The sequence below is a fragment of the Streptomyces sp. 840.1 genome (assembly GCF_003751445.1).
Lineage (GTDB): Bacteria > Actinomycetota > Actinomycetes > Streptomycetales > Streptomycetaceae > Streptomyces.
The window spans coordinates 5453003-5469766 of record NZ_RJUU01000001.1 but is presented as its reverse complement, the minus strand read 5'-3'; the positions used below and the strand labels follow the sequence as shown (position 1 = coordinate 5469766).

Below are 16764 nucleotides of genomic sequence, written 5' to 3'. Positions count from 1 at the left end.
TCATATGACGGCGCGGATGCTATCAACCACAGCCGCTGCGTGGAGAAACGCCTTCATGAATTCGGGGTCGACCTGCGGACTCGTGGCCGGATACACTCGAATGTCTTCCGCCGGGGGGCGTGTTCGGAATCACACAGGATCAGGCAGAGCACCCGATGACCACAGCGCTTCCTCCTCTCGTACCGAACCGCGCGGCCACCGACCGGCGGAGCGTGGTCACCGAGACGGACACCACGGGCCCTTTCCCCGTCGAGTACCGATTTCGCGCGGCAGCGGGGGACGCCCGGCATCTGATCGTGGTGTTCTCCGGGCTCGGCGCACCCAATGGCTACCACTTCACCGGCAAGTCGCTGATGGATCTGCGCGCCAACATTCTGTGGATACGTGACGATTTCGACAGCCATTACAGCTACTACATGTGCCGGTCGATGGACTTCAGTATCGAGACCTCGGTGGCCGGCCTCATCGAGCGCACACTCGCGGGGCTCGGGCTCGGCCGTCATCAGGTGAGCCTCCTCGGCGTTTCGAAGGGCGGCAGTGCGGCTCTCTATTACGGGCTGCGTTACGGATACCGGAATATCGTCACGGTGGTGCCGCAGTTCCTGATCGGCAGTTATGTGCACGACCGTCCGGCGACCGGCCAGTACATGCTGGGGGAAGCGATGGCCTCGCAGGACGTCGCCATGCTGGACGACGCGATTCCCGGCATGCTGAAGGCCCGTGGCGGGCAGGGGCACAACATCTACCTGTTCTCGTCCGAAGCCGACGAGCAGTACGAGACCGAGATCAGTCCGCACCTGCAGCTCTTCTGGGCCTGCGAGAACTTCAACTTCATTCGCACCGACTCGCCCATGGTCCGTCAGCACGGCGAGGTGTCCGGCTACAACATGCCGCTCATCGCCGGTGTCCTGTCGGCGCTCACGGAGGGCGCCGATCCGCGCCTGGGGTTCGTGGAGAACGGAAAACAGCAGGTCAACGAGGCTGATCGGCAAGCCTTTCTGCACGGGCTGCGGGCCACCGACACCTTGACGGCGGTCGTGAGGAAGCAGGACATCCGAGGGGCGAACATCCTGCTGTCCGGTGACGCGTTCATCCCCGGGGATTCTCCCTACGCCCCGGCGACGACGACCAAGACTCTCGTCATGGAGAGCGGGAGCCGGAAGTTCGAATTCCCTCTTGCCACCACCGACGCGAAGTATCTCTACAGCCAGTACTTCGACCGGTACTCCTGCGACTATCCCAACGGTGGGTTCGAGCCCGAAAGCCCTTCGGGTATCTCCATGAAGGGGATACCGGTCGGCTCGTACGATCTCTCGGTCCGCGTCACGAGCCCGGCGGAGGGAATAGACCGGCGCACTCCGCTGGTGGCTCGCCGGCCCTTCGATATCCGGCGTCCCGTGGGCGGCAACGAGGCGGCGCTCATCGGGGACGGAAAGAGCGTGCGGCTCATCCGCCGCCCCATTGTCGGTCACTTCTCCGCAGAGACGGCGTTCTCTCTGGAGTCGACCTGGCTGAGGGAGCGGACTCTGCATGTGGAGGGGGTCTTCTTCGTCCACGGCGTCGAAGCCGGCGACCGGGGACACGGGCAGTACTACCTGGTACTCCAGGGAGCCGCCTCCACCCATTCCTTCCGGCTCGGAATGTCGAAGAAGACCGGGGCCATCCGTAAGCAGATACGGAAGGGCGACTACGGAAACTACGATTTCGCGTACTTCGCCACTTCCGGTTACAACGGAGTTGATCTCCAGCGTGCGGCGCCGGGCGTCTACGAGGTCTATGTCTCGCTGAGCACCGGCGGATCGCTATTCTCGGCCGCTGCCGGAAGCGTCACTCTGGACGGGTGACGGCCACGGAATGCGCACCGCATTCTCCGGCCGTACCCGCCTTCGGCGAGAATCAGAAGTCGCCGATGCTCACCATCACCTCGGACCAGGTGCGTTGCCCCCGGGCGTCCTCGTAGCACAGCTCGAACCGGTCGTACCCCCAGTACCCGGGGTCGGCCTCGTAGACCACGCTTCCGTCGGGCCGGCACGTGAGGACGCCGTGCCCGGCGATGCCCACGCCCACGAACCGCGTGCCCTCGGCCGGGCTGTGACCGGCCGGCAGGACGGCGCGGCCGCCCTGCCGCATCACCATGCTCTGCGCGGCGACGGGCTGCCGGCGGACCCGGAACCCGGCGTCGGAGACGATGGCCGACGAGACCAGCTTGTCCCCCTGGTCCAGCATCAGACCGATGGTCACCCGGGGCAGCAGGACCGCACCCTCCGGAGCCTCGTCGTTCACCCGCACGAAGCAGCTCACCACCCGGGGTTCGACGCCGCTCGCGTAGGTGGCGAAGCGCCCGTTGGCCAGGTGGCTCAGGCCGGGGTGGCGCGGCATCGTCGCGACGTCGCCGAGCAGGTCGTCGAGCAGGTAGCCGTAGGTGCGGTAGGCGCCGCCGACCGGGGTCAGCGACAGGCCCAGTTCGATCTCCTGGCCGGGAACGACCGGCGCGGCCGGGTCGACGGCCGCGAAGAGGTCCAGCGTGCCGCCGACCTGCGGCACCAGGGGATGTGTCACCCCGGCCCGGACCAGGGGATACCAGTCGGTCACAGCGACACCTCACTCATCTCGGACACGCTCCGGGGCCCCACGCCCGGGACCCTGCCGGTTGCCGGGCACCTTCACACCCGCTCACGGGACTGCTCCTCGGGCCGCCCCATGATCAGCGGGCCCGACATCCGGCCGGGGTCCCCGCCCGCCGTCGCGTCCATCGAATCGATCACGTCGAAGGCCCGCTCGCAGTTGTTCGTGTCGCGCAGGACGAAGAACTCCGCCGCGCGGCGCCGGTATTCGGGCTCGACCTCGAAGCCACGGGTGATGGAGGCGATGATCTCGTCCACCGCCTGGTCGACCCGGCCGCAGGCCGGGCCGAAGCCGTCGCGCGCGAGGTCGAAGTAGCCGCGCTTGTAGTGCTTGCTGTAGAACGCCTCGTCGTCGAAGTTCGTGTAGACGATCGGCTTGCCCATGTACGCGACGTCGAAGAAGACCGACGAGTAGTCGGTGACCAGCATCGAGCACTCCCGCATGGCCAGCTGCACGTCCCGGCCGGTCGAGGAGACCGTGATCGACGGGTGGTCGATCCGGAAGTGCTTCAGGTACGGCCTGATCTCGTAGTGCGGCATGAACTCCAGCTGCACGCCGTAGTACTGGAGCGCCTTCAGCAGCCGCTCGTCCCGCAGCAGCGCGGAGAAGAACCGGTAGTACTCCGAGGCCGCGAACGGGATCTCGGGCTTGGCCGCCTTGTTGTACGAGGGCGCCACGATGTCGCGCCGCCAGGTCGGCATGACCAGGATCTTGCGCGGTCCGGCGACGGGCTCGAGCGCGTCGTAGCGCGGCAGTCCCGTGGCCGCCACGCGGTCGTACCCGTAGCCGCAGTGCTCCGCGTAGTAGGCCCGCTCGCTGCGGCCCGTCGTGAGCACCATGTCGACGTTGGTGACCTGTGCGTGGATGGAGCCCACGACGTCGTTGTAGACGACACCGTGCTGCAGGAACACCCGCTTGTAGCGCAACAGGTCGCCGTATCCGCGCAGGAACGCCCGCTTGGACAGGCCGGGGAAGCCGAGGTACGCCTCCAGGTCGTAGGCGTTGATGAGCCGGGTAGCGTGCAGCAGGTAGGCGCGGTACTTCCAGGAGAGCCGGTCGATGACCCGGCCCAGGTGGTCGATCTTCTGACGGTCCGGGGAGTCGCCGTTGATGGCGTAGTACACCTTGCGCTTCGGCTCGTTCTCCCTGATCCACTTGAACAGGTGGTACGAGTTGTCCTGCGCGGTGTCCTCGCGCTCGCCGATGATCCAGATGTCCTTGCCGTGCAGCTTCGGATACATCAGCCAGTACAGCAGCCGGGTCCGCCAGCCGGAGCTGCCCGGAGTCGAGCTCCGCACCTCTTCGCACAGCCGCCCGACCGCGTACCGGGCCCTGCGCAGCCGTCCGCTGATCCGGCGCAGGGTGACGCTCTCGTTCTCGGCGATCGTCAGGCGCACCCGGGCGCGGCCCGAGCGGTTCACGCCCTTGAAGCGGTGCAGCATCTGGCGCGCCTCGACGGGGATGTCGTGGCTGCGTTCGCCGTCGTGGACCCGTACCGACAGCTTCAGGTCCCGGTTCGAGATCCCGTCGAGGTCGCCTGGGCCGGCGGTGGCGCGCCAGCCGGCGTACCAGTCCTGCTCCTTGCGCGAGCGCCAGCGGTCGCGCCGGTAGACCTGTTCGATCTGGAGCGCGGCCTCCCGGCCGCCGCCGCTCAGGACCAGTTCGAGACGGTTGCGGAACAGCTGGGAGATGTCGACGCCGGCCAGGACCAGCAGTCCCTCGAACCGGAGGTGCTCGCCGTCGGCGACGAAGGTCTCCAGGACGGCCTTCTGCTTGTCGACCCGCAGGAGCTGTGTCCCGGTGCGGTCCGCCTCCAGACGCCGGTGCACGCCGGTGTCGTCGATGAGGAGCTGCGGCAGGTAGCCGGGTTTGGCGTACGGGTCGCAGAACAGTTCGTAGTTGCCGGTCCGCACGGCGTGGTGCTGGAGGCGCGACATGGGCACGCTCGCGTACTGGAGGATCAGGTCGTCGGGTATCCGCCGGTAGATCTCGTGCAGCGAGGGGAAGATCCCGGCGATCTCCGCGCGGCTCATGATGCGGTGGATGTTGCGCAGGTGGGGCTGCATGGACCGGACGACGAACCGCAGGGCCAGCCGGGCGGAGCGTTCGTTCAGCCGCTCGGTCAGCCGGACGAGGTGGCGGCAGAGCCGGATCAGTTCCTGGGTCTTGACCGGGTCGTTCCACGTCAGGTCGAACAGCGAGTCGCGGCGTTCCGGATCGCGTACGAAGGTCGTGGCCGTGGGCGCGATCGTCACGCGGCGCGCGTGCAGCAGGGCCGGGACCACGAGCCAGGCGTCCTCGAACCCGGGGCCGTGCCCGCTGCGCAGGCCGTGCCGGCGCAGCAGCGACGTGGTGAACAGCTTGCCGCCGAGGCCGGTGGCGAAGATCAGGTACGGGGCGTCGTCGAGCCGGCCGACGCGGGGCGCCCCGGTCTCGAAGTAGCGCCGGTAGGGCTCGACGCCGCCGGTGCGGGGCCCGGGGAAGTTGTCCTGGTCGCCGACGACGACGTCGGCGTTGGCCCGGCGGGCGGCCGCGACGAGGCGGCCCATGCAGTTCTCGCCCAGAATGTCCTGCGCGCGGGCGAACGCCACGTAGGGCGCCCGTACGTGACCGAGCCCGTTGTCGAAGCTGGAGCGGGCGCCGAGCCGGATCTGCTGGACGACCTCGACGTTGGCGTGGAACGAGGCGAACTGGGCGAGCTGCGCGGACGTGGCATCGGTGGAGCCGTCGTCGACGAGGACCACCTGTGTCGTGGCGAACTCGCGCTGAGCCAGGAGCGAGCTGAGGAACTCGTACAGGTTGTACTCGTCGTTGTGGCAGTGCACGACGAGTGCGGCCGCGTACTCCTGCGACGGGGCCGGGGCCTCCGCGGCCGCTCTGCCCTCCCACCACAGCCAGGGCGTGCCGCGCGGGTTGTCGGCGGTGCGCTGCTCGGCGGTCTCCGGGCGGAGCGCGAGGTTGCCGCTGACCGTCTCGTAGATCTCGTACGTGTCGTCCGCGCTCCGGTAGCGCTCCCGTGCGATGTCGAGTCCGGTCACGCAGACGGTGGTGGTCGCCCGCTCCCCGCCGTTCCGTATCTGCACGAAGAGGTTCCAGTTGCCCGCGCGGCCGGAAGAGCCGAGGGTGGCGTCCAGATCCACCATGGTGTGGTAGCGGATGAACTCCTCGTCGACGTCCACGCCGGTGACGTCGAAGGTGTGGTCCGCCTTGGTGCTGCGGCGGCGGAGCACGGCGGTGAGTTCGATCTTGTCCTTCGGTCCCACGCGTCCGAACTGGTTCCGGATGGAGCCGGTGACATGGAGGATGCCGTCACGGATCTCGACCAGGGTGGCCTGGTTGAAGAGCCTGGAGTCGGAGAGGCTGTTGCCGGTCAGGTCGAGGTCGGTCACGTCCAGGAACTGTTCGGCGTGCGGCCGGCCCAGCAGCGCCGCGGACCAGTAGACCTTGTCGTCCCGGCGTACCAGGTCGGAGCTGAGCACGCTGCGCCGCTGCGTGTAGTCGGAGACCGTGAGCGCGATGTCGACGCGCCCGTGCAGCAGGCTGAAGGCGCGTACGCGCTCCAGCGGGCCGCACAGGTCGTAGACGTCGGGCGGCAGGGCGCGCAGGTACGGGGCGACGCAGCCGGCGAAGCCCGTGCGGAACTCCTCGTCGCCCGCGCGCAGTTCAGGGGTGTACAGGCGCAGGTCGTGGGAGAGGAACTTGGCGGCCTTGTGGGCCAGGAGGTCCTGGGCCCCGTTGTGGACCAGGAAGGCGTCCGCGTACTGGTGCACCAGGACCCGGTCCCGGATGCTGCGCAGCTCGCCGCGCCGGTTGGTGATGGAGGGGGTGTCGGTCTCCCGCTCCCAGATCCACCGGTAGACCGGGGCGGCGAGGAGGGTGACGGAGCGCGCGGAGTACCAGGCGACGGTCGAGAAGTACGTGTCCTCGAAGAAGAGCTCTTCGGGGAAGCGGATGCCGTGGTCGAGCAGGAAGTCCAGGCGGTAGAGCTTGGCGGCGGCGATCGGGTCCTCGAAGAGCTCCGGCATCGCGCGCAGCCCGCCCTCGACGGTGCGGTCGGTGCCGTACAGCTGCGGCTGCCAGACGGTGATCTCGTCCTTGGACAGGTTGACGCGCAGGGCGCGGCCCGCGGTGATGTCGGCGCCGGTTGCGGTCGCCGAGGCCAGCAGGGTCTCGCAGGCCTTGTGCGGCAGTTCGTCGTCGGCGTCGAGGAACATCACGTACTGGCCGGTGGCGGCCATGATGCCGTTGTTGCGCGGGGCGCCGACGCCGCCGCTGTTCTGCGGGCGTTCGATGATCTGGACGCGCCGGTCGCCGGCCGCGAATTCCCGGGCGACCTGGAGCGTGCCGTCGGTCGAGGCGTCGTCAACGACGATCACTTCGATGGTGCGGTGCGTCTGGGCCAGCGCGGACCGCAGGGCCCGGCCGAGGGTGGCGCTCGCGTTGTAGGCCGGCACCACCACCGTGACGGTGAACAGGGCCGGGTCGGCGGCCGGGCTCATCGTACGGACCCCTCGCTCTCGGCCCAGTAGGGCAGCGTCCGCAGCTGCTGCGTCTCGATGTCCTGGGCGTGCGGCACGTACGGCTCGGGGTACGGCTGGAACCCCAGGTCGTCGTCCCGCTCGGGGAGCGGGAACTGCTGGACCAGGACTGCCCGCTGCTCCTCGGCGGCATCGTCCGCCTCGCCGGCGCGGCGGTGGCGTCCCCGGTGCAGATGCTCGGCGATGACGCCGGCGTTGGAGGGCGCGGTGGCCAGCTCGTCCATGAGCCGGGTGAAGTCACGCGTCGACAGCCAGAACTTGTACATGATCACGAGCTCGAAGAGGCCGAGCGCTGCGGCCGAGACGGCCGTCGTCCAGAGGATCTCGCCGATGAGCGGCGCGACGATGAAGATGAACATCTGGAACTCGATGCCGCTGATGAGGTGCGGCCTGATCCGGCTGCGCAGCAGGGCCTGGCGGAACCGGGTGTACCAGGGGAAGCGATGGCGGAACTGGGCGTGCAGGTCGACGACGTCACCGCTCTGCTGCTTGAGGACCTCGGCCTCCACACCGGGGTTCTCGCGGAGCAGGTCCTCGATGAAGACGACCTTGGGCTGCTCGGGCGCGGCCGGTGCGTTCCACGCGCCGGCCACCGCCTGCTGTTCGGCGAGCTCGTCCTCCAGGGCCTTGCGCTCCTGCGTGACCTTCTCGATCTTGAGCCGCATGGACATGCGCATCTTGTAGATCTGGAGGGCGTCGACGTAACGGAGCATGTCGAGGAAGACGACCGCCAGCGCGGCGAGCAGGTAGAGCTCGTTGTGCGTACGCAGGTACTGGCCGCCCATGAGGGCGAGGGCGCAGAAGAGCACCCGGATGCGGTCGAAGACGTAGTCGAGCCAGCCGCCGAAGACCGTGCCGTTGCCCTTGAGGCGGGCGAGCTTGCCGTCGATGCAGTCGAGGATGAAGCTGAGGTGGTACAGCGCGGCCCCGATGACCAGGGACCAGGTGTCGCCCTTGAGGAAGTAGTACGCCGAGCCGAGACCGACGAACAGGGCCGACCAGGTCACCCTGTTCGGGGTGATGAACTTGAACTTGGCCATCCCGATCAGCATGCGGGTGGCCACGGGGTCGACCAGCAGTACGGTCCACCAGGCATCACGCTTCTTGCACGTCAGCTTCTGAACAGCCCGCAGCGACAGCTTCCCCATAACCCCTCAGACCCGACTCAGCGTGAGCAACGCGTCCCCATCGGCCTGCAAGAAGTCGCAATCAAGGGGCGTTCACATCTCGGACACAGTTGATTCACCTGTGGTCCACATAAAGACAGAATCAAACCATAGCAAGATCAAGGTAAATCCAGAACCGCCAAAAACTGTCATGCGGCGCATGCGGCTCACCTTTGGATCTATATGTCCACATGCGCCCCGACGGTGATCCACCGGGTGAGGGCCAGACCACTCGCCACCGGCTCCTGACGGGCGAGCCGCAGCCGGCCGTCGGCCCCCAGCACCGCGACCACCGCGCGGCCGTGGCCGTCCACCGCCACGGCCGGCGGCACCAGCGAGACCTCTCCCGCGTCGAACCACCACACGCCGCTCTCCGGCCGGCCGTCCGCGTGCGCCCCCACGGAACACGCCCCCGCCTCGCCGGATCGCGCCAGCACCGTGCAGCTCCAGCCCTGGATGTCCACGCCGGCCGCCCCGGCCACCGGACCGGCGCCGTCCGCACCGGCCAGGCTCACGGGGCCGGCGCCCCGGACCTCCACGCAGACCTCGTTGCTGCCGGAGTACCGGTAGCGCAGCGTCCCCGCCTCGGGGGCAGCCGACAGCGTGCCCGGGGCGGGGCTCACCGCGCTGGTGGTGTCCGGCAGCCAGTCACCCTTGGGCCCGTCCCGGTACCAGCGGACCACCGAGGCCGACTCCCTGGCGCGGGCCCAGACCTCGGCGCCGCCGGGCTCGGCGGGAAGCGCGACCAGCTCGTCGGCGACCGGCACGGCGCGCAGGTGCTGCCAGCCGCTCCACGTACCGTTCGGCGTCTGGCGGCGCGTACTGACCCCGTGCCCGAAGTTCCTGACGAAGACGTGCAGGTTCCCCCCGGCGTCGAACACGGCCGAGGGAAAGCCGACCTCGCGCCCCTTGGCGCGGTCGTTGCCGTTCGGGTTCCCCACCGAGTGCCAGGGGCCTACGGGACGCCCGCTCTGGTACTGCGTCGTCTGCACGACGTCGACGTGCTCCTTGCCGTCCGCGCGCCTGGTCCGGCGCAGACCGAAGAGGTGCACGTAGCCGTGGGCGTCCTGGACGACGGTGAGACCGGGCAGCAGATCGGGGCCCTCCAGCACTTCCGGCCCGTCCCACTCGCCGCTGCCGCGCAGCCGCTCGGTCCAGCGCAGCACCCCGGCCGCGGACGGGAGGTAGGCGGAGAGCCGGCCGTCCACCCCGGTGACGACCCATCGGGCCGGCAGCGGGTGGCGCGCGCACGCCTGCGTACCGAGCCGGGGATCCGCACCCGCCCGGTGGCAGTGCACGAAGACCGGGGAGCGGCGCTCCCGCTGGTAGGTGCGCGCCGCCGCGATCGTCGCGCGCGCCACGCTGCCGCGCAGGGGCGGCTCCGCGATCACCGGCCGCTTGGCCTCCGTGTCGAACGAGACGTGCGCGGGATCGGGGTCGAGGGTGTGCACGCGCAGCGGACGCAGTTCACGCAGCGCGTCGAGCACGCCTGCCGTGATCTTCCCCTTCTCGGCGTCGAGGACCCGGGGTTCGCCCGCCACCCGCACGCCCCGCCGGCCGCAGTCCTCGACTGCGCGGTCGAGGGCCGCACGTTCCTCGGCTCCGCCCGGCCGGGCGCAGACGATGCCGACGACCGGGCCGCTCTGCTGCGAAGCCAGCAGCGCCACGGCGTCCCCCGGCGTGGCCACCACGATCGCCACACCCGAGTCGACGGCCGGAGCCGCTTGCGTCCGGGCCGGTGCCGGCCTGCCGCGCTCCGCCCGGCGCTCCCCTCTGCGTGCCATGCCCCCGACGATCCCCTCTGCTGTGGAAGGCGGGGCCTCACGGACACCCAGCCTTCCCGAACGACCTGCACTTGTCCGATCCCGGTCGGGAAATCGACCCGTAGCGCTCCGGCATCTGATCAATCAGGATAGGTGCGATCAAATTCAGAAGCCTCGGGTGGTCCCGCCCCCTGGGGCGCCGGCCCGGCCCTCACGGCACAGCGAGGGAACCAGGGCACGGCGGGACCGTCAGAGCGTGCGCCACTCCTCGAAACTGAGCCCGGGTCCGTCCGTCTGGCGCGCCACGCGCAGCGCCCCGTCCTCGCCGACGACGGCCATCACCACCCGGCCGTGGGCGTCGTGCCTCAGGGCAGGGGTGTCCCGGCACGGCACGCCGGTGTCCGACCACCACAGGCCGTTGGCCTCGTCCTCGGTGACTCCCACGCCGACGACCGCCGTGCCGTCAGCCCCTCGGTGGGCCAGCACCGTGCAGTCCAGGCCCTCCAGGACCGCGCGGACCGCGGCGTGCGCACCGTCACCCGGAGCGCCCCCGAGGGGCATGGTCCAGCCGCCCGCCCGGTAGGCGACGACCCCGCCCTCGGGATCGGTCCAGTAGTAGGTGGCCCGGCCTTCCGAGGTCTCCAGCACCGCCAGGGAGCCCGGCCGCACCACGACCGGCGAGCGCCGCACCTCGCCCCAGCCGCCGCCCGGCTTCTCCTGCTCCCAGTGCAGGGTCTCCTTGTTCGTCGCCGCGAAGATCTCGATGCATCCGGTGCTGAGCGCGACGACGGCCGGAACGTCCTTGATGCGCGTGCAGCGCAGGTCCTCCCAGGCGCGCCACTTGCCGTCCGCCCGTTCGCGCCGCACCATCATGCCGCCGCGCCCGTTGCGGACGAAGACGTGCGCCTCACCCGAGTCGCGCACCAGCACGACGGGGGCACCGAACCTGCTGCCGACGTCGGCTTCCTTGTGCGGGTTCCCCAGCGAGTTCCAGGCCGACAGGGGCCGTCCCGTCTGATACTGGATGGCGTGCACGATGTCGACGCGCACGCCGCCGTCGGCCGAGGGCCGCTCCCGGCGGCCGGCGAAGTGCACGTAGGCCTCGGTGTTCTGCGTCACAGACAGATGCGTCAGTTCCGGCACCCGCACGAGACTCGGAGCGTCCCACTCCGGTCCGCCCGGACGGGTCTCCGTCCAGCGGCGGAGACCGTCTTCGCAGGCAACGTACGCGGTGAGCCGGCCGTCCTTGCCCCGGGTGAGCCAGATGCCGCGCAGCGCTGTGGCCCCACGGGCAACCTTCGAGGTCGCGCGGGCATCCTGTCCGTGCATGAGTCTGCGATTACCTTTCCAGAACTGACATCCGACAACCCGCCCAGCATTTTCGAATCCGTTACATCCTAAGCCCCTGCATGGGCCCGAATTCCGGGCTCGCCAGCGTACGATTCGCGCGCGTCGGGGGGCTCCTGGCCACCTGGCGGGAGTGTCACAGTCACGCCACAGCCGTCGTACGTACACCAGAGCGACTGTCTATAGTGCTCAGTCCCAGGAAAACGCGGACCGGCTCCACCCCCCACCCGAGTCCCAGCCCATCACCTGTGCCCTGACCAGGCCATTAGTTGTGAGGACTCACTCAGGATGAGCCAAGACGCCATCACCCCTGACCACGGCAGCTCGCCGGAGAACCCCCGCCGCGGGCGCAAGCGGGTGCGGACACGTGGCCAGCGAATACGCAGGGTCGTTCTGGTGTCGGTCCTGGTACTCGTCGTTGCCGCGGGCGGAACGGCGTACTGGCTCTACAGCAGTCTCAACGGGAACATCAAGGGCGTCGACATCGACAAGGCGCTCGGGGACGACCGGCCCGAGAAGCTCCCCACCAGTGGGCAGAATCTGCTGGTGCTCGGCTCCGACTCGCGCGCCGGCGCGGAGAACAAGGCGCTGGGTGGCGGGGGCGGCGTCAGCGGGGCCCGCTCCGACACCGCGATGGTGGTGCACATCCCGGAGGGCCGCAACAAGGCCGTCGCCGTGTCCATCCCGCGCGACACCCTGGTGACCCGGCCCGAGTGCACCAAGTCCGACGGCTCGACCATGGACTCCGCGAACCGCGTGATGTTCAACTCCGTCTACTCCCAGGTCGGTCCGGCCTGCGTGGTCAAGACCGTGGAGAAGATGTCCGGGGTCCGTATCGACCACTACCTGGAGATCAACTTCGCCGGGTTCAAGGACCTCGTCGACGCCATCGGGGGCGTCACCGTCGATGTCCCCCAGGACATCCACGACAAGTCCTCCGGACTCGACCTCACCGCCGGGTCCCACAAGCTCAACGGCACCGAGTCCCTCTCCTACGTCCGTACCCGCCACGGCATCGGTGACGGCAGCGACCTCGGCCGCATCGGACTCCAGCAGCAGTTCCTGCTGGCCCTGCTCAGCGAGGTCAAGTCGCAGAACCTGCTGGGCAGTCCGACCAACACCTACCGGATCGCCAACTCCGCGACCAAGTCCCTCACCACCGACGAGGGTCTCGCCTCGCTCAAGTCGCTGGCCGACTTCGGCCGTTCGATGAACGGCGTGGACCCGGGCTCGATGGAGACCATCATGCTGCCGGTGGCGTACGACAAGACCGACCCCAACCGCGTGGTGGCGGCGCAGCCGCAGGCCAAGACGCTCTGGAAGGCGCTCCGCGAGGACTCGGCCATCCCCGAGTCCGCCAAGAAGTCCCCCGCGACCGGCGGCTGATCGCACGGCGGTACCCGTCCCGGACGGCGCGCAGCCCCCGTCGGATTCCTCCGGCGGGGGCTGCGTGCGTCCTGCGCACCCCGGGCGGCGTGGCGGCTCAGGACAGCCAGTCGGCGTAGCGGGTCGAGGCGAGGTGGGCACCCCTGTCGGTAAGGACGTCTCCCTGGACGGCGGCGAACATCCCCGCGGTGGGGTCGGTCACGACCGTACGGCCGTCACCCCTGGCGGACAGCGTCATGCGGCCCAGCTCGTCCAGCGTGAAAACCTCGGGCCCCGCGACATTGCGGATGCCGTTCAGCGGCGCGCCCACGGCGACCTGCGTCACCGCCTCGGCCACGTCGGCGGCCGCGATCGGCTGAATCGGCGTGGCGGGCAGCCGGACGGTGTCGCCGTCGGCCGTCCAGGACAGGACCGAGTCCATGAACTCCATGAACTGCGTCGCCCGGACGATCGAGTACGGGAGCGGACCGGCCGCCAGGATTTCCTCCTGGAGCACCTTGGCCCGGTAGTAGTCCAGCTCCCGGACCTGGTCCACACCGACGATCGAGAGAATGACGAAGTGGCCGACGCCGCCCTTGCGGGACGCGGCCAGGAGGTTGTCCATCGACGTGCGGAAGAAGTCCGGGGAGGCTTCGTCGAACGTCGGTGAGTTCGTCAGGTTGACGACGACATCGGCGCCCGCGACCGCGCCGTCCAGCCCCTCGCCGCTGATGACGTCGACCCCGGTGGACTTCGAGTGCGGGAGTGCCTCGTATCCGGCGGCGTTCAGATTCCTGACGACCTGCGACCCGATCAGTCCGGTGCCGCCGATGACTGCGAACTTCATGACATGCCTTTCGTCGAGAGACTGTCCGAAATATGGCATATAAAGACTCATGCGGACGTGGCACGCACGGGCGTACGGCGCGTTCGCCACCCCTGCGGAATCGCGCACCGGCCGGGACGGTGCCCGGCTGTCAGGCGACGCTCACGCTCTCGATCACGACGTGGTGATCCGAGAAGGCGGAGTCGGCCACGACGCACCAGCGCCGGGGCTCGCTGCTGAAGAGGTAGTCCAGCTTCGCGGTGCTGTTGTCGTACGTGGGCCGTCCCGTTCGTGACGCGCCCGTCTGGTCGCATTCCTGGTACCCCGGTGTCCCGTCGCCGGTGGAGTACAGGCCCTCCGGCCACACCCAGGCCGCCGTGTTGCCCGGCGCGTCGGGGGACAGCGAATTGAAGTCCCCGCCGAAGACGGTCCTGGGGAATGTGTTCACGACCGCCTTGATCTCCGCGAACTGGTCGTCGCGGTAGTCCCATTCCGGATGGTCGGGATTGCTGCCCAGACGCGCGGCGTGAACGTTGCACAACGTCACGCCCCAGTACGTCGCCGTGGCGCACTGGAAGGGCGACTGCTGCCCGGTCCACGGCTGCGTCGTCGGATACGTCCGGGCGCCCGTCATCCCTCCCTTGACCACGATCGCCGTTCCGGGCACGGCCGCCCGGCCATCGTCATCACCGCACCGGCTGTTCCACTTCACCCCGTCCTGCGACCACTGGTACGGGGCGAAGTTCGCACTCCAGCCCGTGCCCAGCTCGTCCATCAGCAGCGCCAGGTCCTCCTGGCACACCTCCTGGAGCAGAGCGGCCTGAACATAGCTGTTCAGCACGTGGTACTTCACCACGCCGATCTTCTGCTCAGGGGTCCCGTAGTTCCCGCAGTGATACGTCGAGCGCTCGACGCCGCACATGTTCCATGACATGACCTGCAGGTTCTTCGCCTCAGCAGCCTCCGCCGACGGCACGGCGCAGACCGCTCCCAGAATGAACGCGCTCAATGCGCCCAGACAGCTCTTCCACACGCTGAACCTCGTCACAGCATCCCCACCCCATAGCTCCGGCCTGCCGGGCCGCAGCCTATGCGGCGCTCCCTCAGCCGCTCGCCACGCCCCGGCGTGAGACGCTCTCCGCATGCGCAGCGACCTGCCCCTGGTGATCGTCGACGCCGCCAACGTGGTCGGGTCCGTGCCCGACGGCTGGTGGCGGGACCGCCGCGCAGCGGCCGAGCGGCTGCGCGACTCACTGGTCCCGTACGCCACCGAGGGGCTGCCCGGCCATCCCGGCCCCGTCGATCTGGTCCTCGTCGTGGAGGGCAGGGCCCGGGACGTCGGACCGGTACCCGGAGTACGGGTGGTGGCCGCCCCCCGAAGCGGTGACGACCGGATCGCGGAGCTCGCCGCCGAGGCCGCGGACGGCCCTTCCCCGCGCCTCTGCGTCGTCGTCACTGCCGACCGGGAGCTGCGACGGCGGGCCGAGGCGCACGGGGCCCTGTGCGTGGGCCCCCGCACGGTACGGCCGCTGCCGCCCCCGCCGGCCGGGTGACAGCGGCGCGGCGGCGGACGGTGTGTCAGCCGGTGGTGCGGTGCACCCGGCTGTGGCTGCGGCCGTAGGCGAAGTAGATGACCACGCCGATGACCATCCAGATGCCGAACCGCAGCCAGGTCTCCGCCGGCAGGTTGAGCATCAGCCAGACCGATGCGGCCACCGAGAGGATCGGGATCAGCGGGACCCACGGGGTGCGGAAGGCGCGGTGCAGGCCGGGGCGGGTGCGGCGCAGGACGATGACGCCCAGGGCGACGACCACGAAGGCGAAGAGCGTGCCGATGTTCACCAGCGTCGCGAGCTCGTCGATGCTGGTGAATCCGGCGACGATCGCGATGATCACACCGAGCAGGATGGTCGGGCGGTACGGGGTGTGGAAGCGCGGGTGGGTCTTCGAGAAGAACCTCGGGAGCAGGCCGTCACGGCTCATCGCGAAGAACACCCGGGTCTGGCCGAGCAGCAGGATCATGCAGACCACGGTGAGGCCGACGGCGGCGCCGAAGCTGATGATCCCGGCGTAGACGGGGTGGCCGACGGCCTTGAAGGCGTCGGCCAGCGGGGCGTCCACGGAGAGTTCGGTGTAGTGCTCCATTCCGGTGACCACGATCGATACGGCGACGTAGAGCGTGGTGCAGATGACGAGCGAGGCCATGATGCCGCGCGGCATGTCGCGCTGCGGGAGCTTGGTCTCCTCCGCGGCCGTCGCCACCACGTCGAAGCCGATGAAGGCGAAGAAGACGACGGAGGCGGCGGTGAAGATGCCCATGACGCCGAAGTTGGTGGGCGCGTAGCCGAAGATCAGCTGGACGAGCGGGGTCTGCAGACCCGATCCGGCGGGCTGCGGCTGGGCCTCGGGGATGAACGGCGAGTAGTTCGCGGTGTCGATGAAGAAGAGGCCCGCGATGATCACGATCAGCACCACGGCCACCTTGATGACCACGACCACCGTCGTGACCCGGGCGGAGAGCTTCATCCCGAGCACCAGGATCACGGTCAGCACCAGGACCAGGGCGAAGGCGAGGATGTCGAAGCCGAACCCGCTCGTCGCGTCGGTCCCGGAGAGCGCGCCGGGCAGCGACCAGCCGATGTTGTCCAGCAGTGAGCGGACGTAACCGGACCAGCCGACCGCCACCACCGCCGTGCCCAGCGCGAACTCCAGCACCAGGTCCCAGCCGATGATCCAGGCGACCAGCTCACCGAGCGAGGCGTACGAGAAGGTGTACGCGGACCCGGCGACCGGGACGGTGGAGGCGAACTCCGCGTAGCAGAGCGCGGCCAGGGCGCAGACGACGCCCGCGACCACGAACGCGATGGCGGTGGCGGGTCCCGCCGTCTCCTTGGCCACCTTGCCGGTGAGGACGAAGATTCCGGTGCCGATGATGACACCCACTCCGAAGACCGTCAGGTCCAGGGCGGAGAGCGACTTCTTGAGGGCGTGCTCCGGCTCCTCGGTGTCGCGGATCGACTGTTCGATCGTCTTGGTGCGGAACAGCCCGTCCCGGCTGGGGGGCAGGTCCTGCTGCGTGCTCACCGGCGTACCTCCACGCACTCGTCGTGGGTGCCATGATTCGGACCGGCCCG

Annotated in this window: 11 protein-coding genes; 3 read left to right on the top strand and 8 right to left on the bottom strand. The window is 69.3% G+C overall.

Annotated features, from left to right (window positions below; translation table 11 throughout):
* The first annotated feature begins 155 nt into the window (after nt 1-155).
* Nucleotides 156-1844: a hypothetical protein gene (locus EDD93_RS25015; RefSeq protein WP_260255856.1), complete on the top strand. Its 1689-nt coding sequence runs from the start codon at nt 156-158 to the stop codon at nt 1842-1844.
* A 52-nt stretch (nt 1845-1896) separates the two neighbouring features.
* Here EDD93_RS25015 and EDD93_RS25010 read toward each other — a convergent pair whose 3' ends face one another.
* The 5 genes from EDD93_RS25010 to EDD93_RS24990 form a co-directional block, all read right to left on the bottom strand.
* Nucleotides 1897-2592, bottom strand: coding sequence for an Ig-like domain-containing protein (locus EDD93_RS25010; protein WP_123527276.1), 696 nt, complete (start codon nt 2590-2592; stop codon nt 1897-1899).
* Nucleotides 2593-2663: 71 nt separating this feature from the next.
* The gene (locus tag EDD93_RS25005; protein WP_123527275.1) at nt 2664-7124 is read right to left on the bottom strand and encodes a glycosyltransferase; all 4461 of its coding nucleotides are present in this window, start codon (nt 7122-7124) and stop codon (nt 2664-2666) included.
* Complete coding sequence (locus EDD93_RS25000; protein ID WP_123527274.1) at nt 7121-8311, bottom strand: CDP-alcohol phosphatidyltransferase family protein; 1191 nt, start codon at nt 8309-8311, stop codon at nt 7121-7123. Before EDD93_RS25000 ends, EDD93_RS25005 begins: the two co-directional genes overlap by 4 nt.
* Nucleotides 8312-8508: 197 nt before the next feature.
* Nucleotides 8509-10113: a hypothetical protein gene (locus tag EDD93_RS24995; RefSeq protein WP_148083903.1), complete on the bottom strand. Its 1605-nt coding sequence runs from the start codon at nt 10111-10113 to the stop codon at nt 8509-8511.
* Between the two features lie 228 nt (nt 10114-10341).
* Nucleotides 10342-11421, bottom strand: a complete 1080-nt coding sequence (locus tag EDD93_RS24990; RefSeq protein WP_260255855.1) for a hypothetical protein — start codon at nt 11419-11421, stop codon at nt 10342-10344.
* Between the two features lie 306 nt (nt 11422-11727).
* Here EDD93_RS24990 and EDD93_RS24985 point away from each other — a divergent pair, with 306 nt between their 5' ends.
* Nucleotides 11728-12825: an LCP family protein gene (locus EDD93_RS24985; protein ID WP_123527272.1), complete on the top strand. Its 1098-nt coding sequence runs from the start codon at nt 11728-11730 to the stop codon at nt 12823-12825.
* A 97-nt stretch (nt 12826-12922) separates the two neighbouring features.
* Here EDD93_RS24985 and EDD93_RS24980 read toward each other — a convergent pair whose 3' ends face one another.
* Both EDD93_RS24980 and EDD93_RS24975 read right to left on the bottom strand, forming a co-directional pair.
* Entirely contained in the window at nt 12923-13651 is a 729-nt protein-coding gene (locus EDD93_RS24980) for an SDR family oxidoreductase (RefSeq protein ID WP_123527271.1), read from the bottom strand.
* Between the two features lie 130 nt (nt 13652-13781).
* Nucleotides 13782-14564, bottom strand: a complete 783-nt coding sequence (locus tag EDD93_RS24975; protein ID WP_123527974.1) for an endonuclease/exonuclease/phosphatase family protein — start codon at nt 14562-14564, stop codon at nt 13782-13784.
* A 208-nt stretch (nt 14565-14772) separates the two neighbouring features.
* Here EDD93_RS24975 and EDD93_RS24970 point away from each other — a divergent pair, with 208 nt between their 5' ends.
* Complete coding sequence (locus EDD93_RS24970; protein WP_123527270.1) at nt 14773-15183, top strand: NTP pyrophosphohydrolase; 411 nt, start codon at nt 14773-14775, stop codon at nt 15181-15183.
* A gap of 25 nt (nt 15184-15208) precedes the next feature.
* Here EDD93_RS24970 and EDD93_RS24965 read toward each other — a convergent pair whose 3' ends face one another.
* Nucleotides 15209-16714 carry an amino acid permease gene (locus EDD93_RS24965; RefSeq protein ID WP_123527269.1) on the bottom strand — a complete coding sequence of 502 codons (1506 nt, stop codon included), beginning with the start codon at nt 16712-16714 and terminating at the stop codon, nt 15209-15211.
* Between the last annotated feature and the right edge of the window lie 50 nt (nt 16715-16764).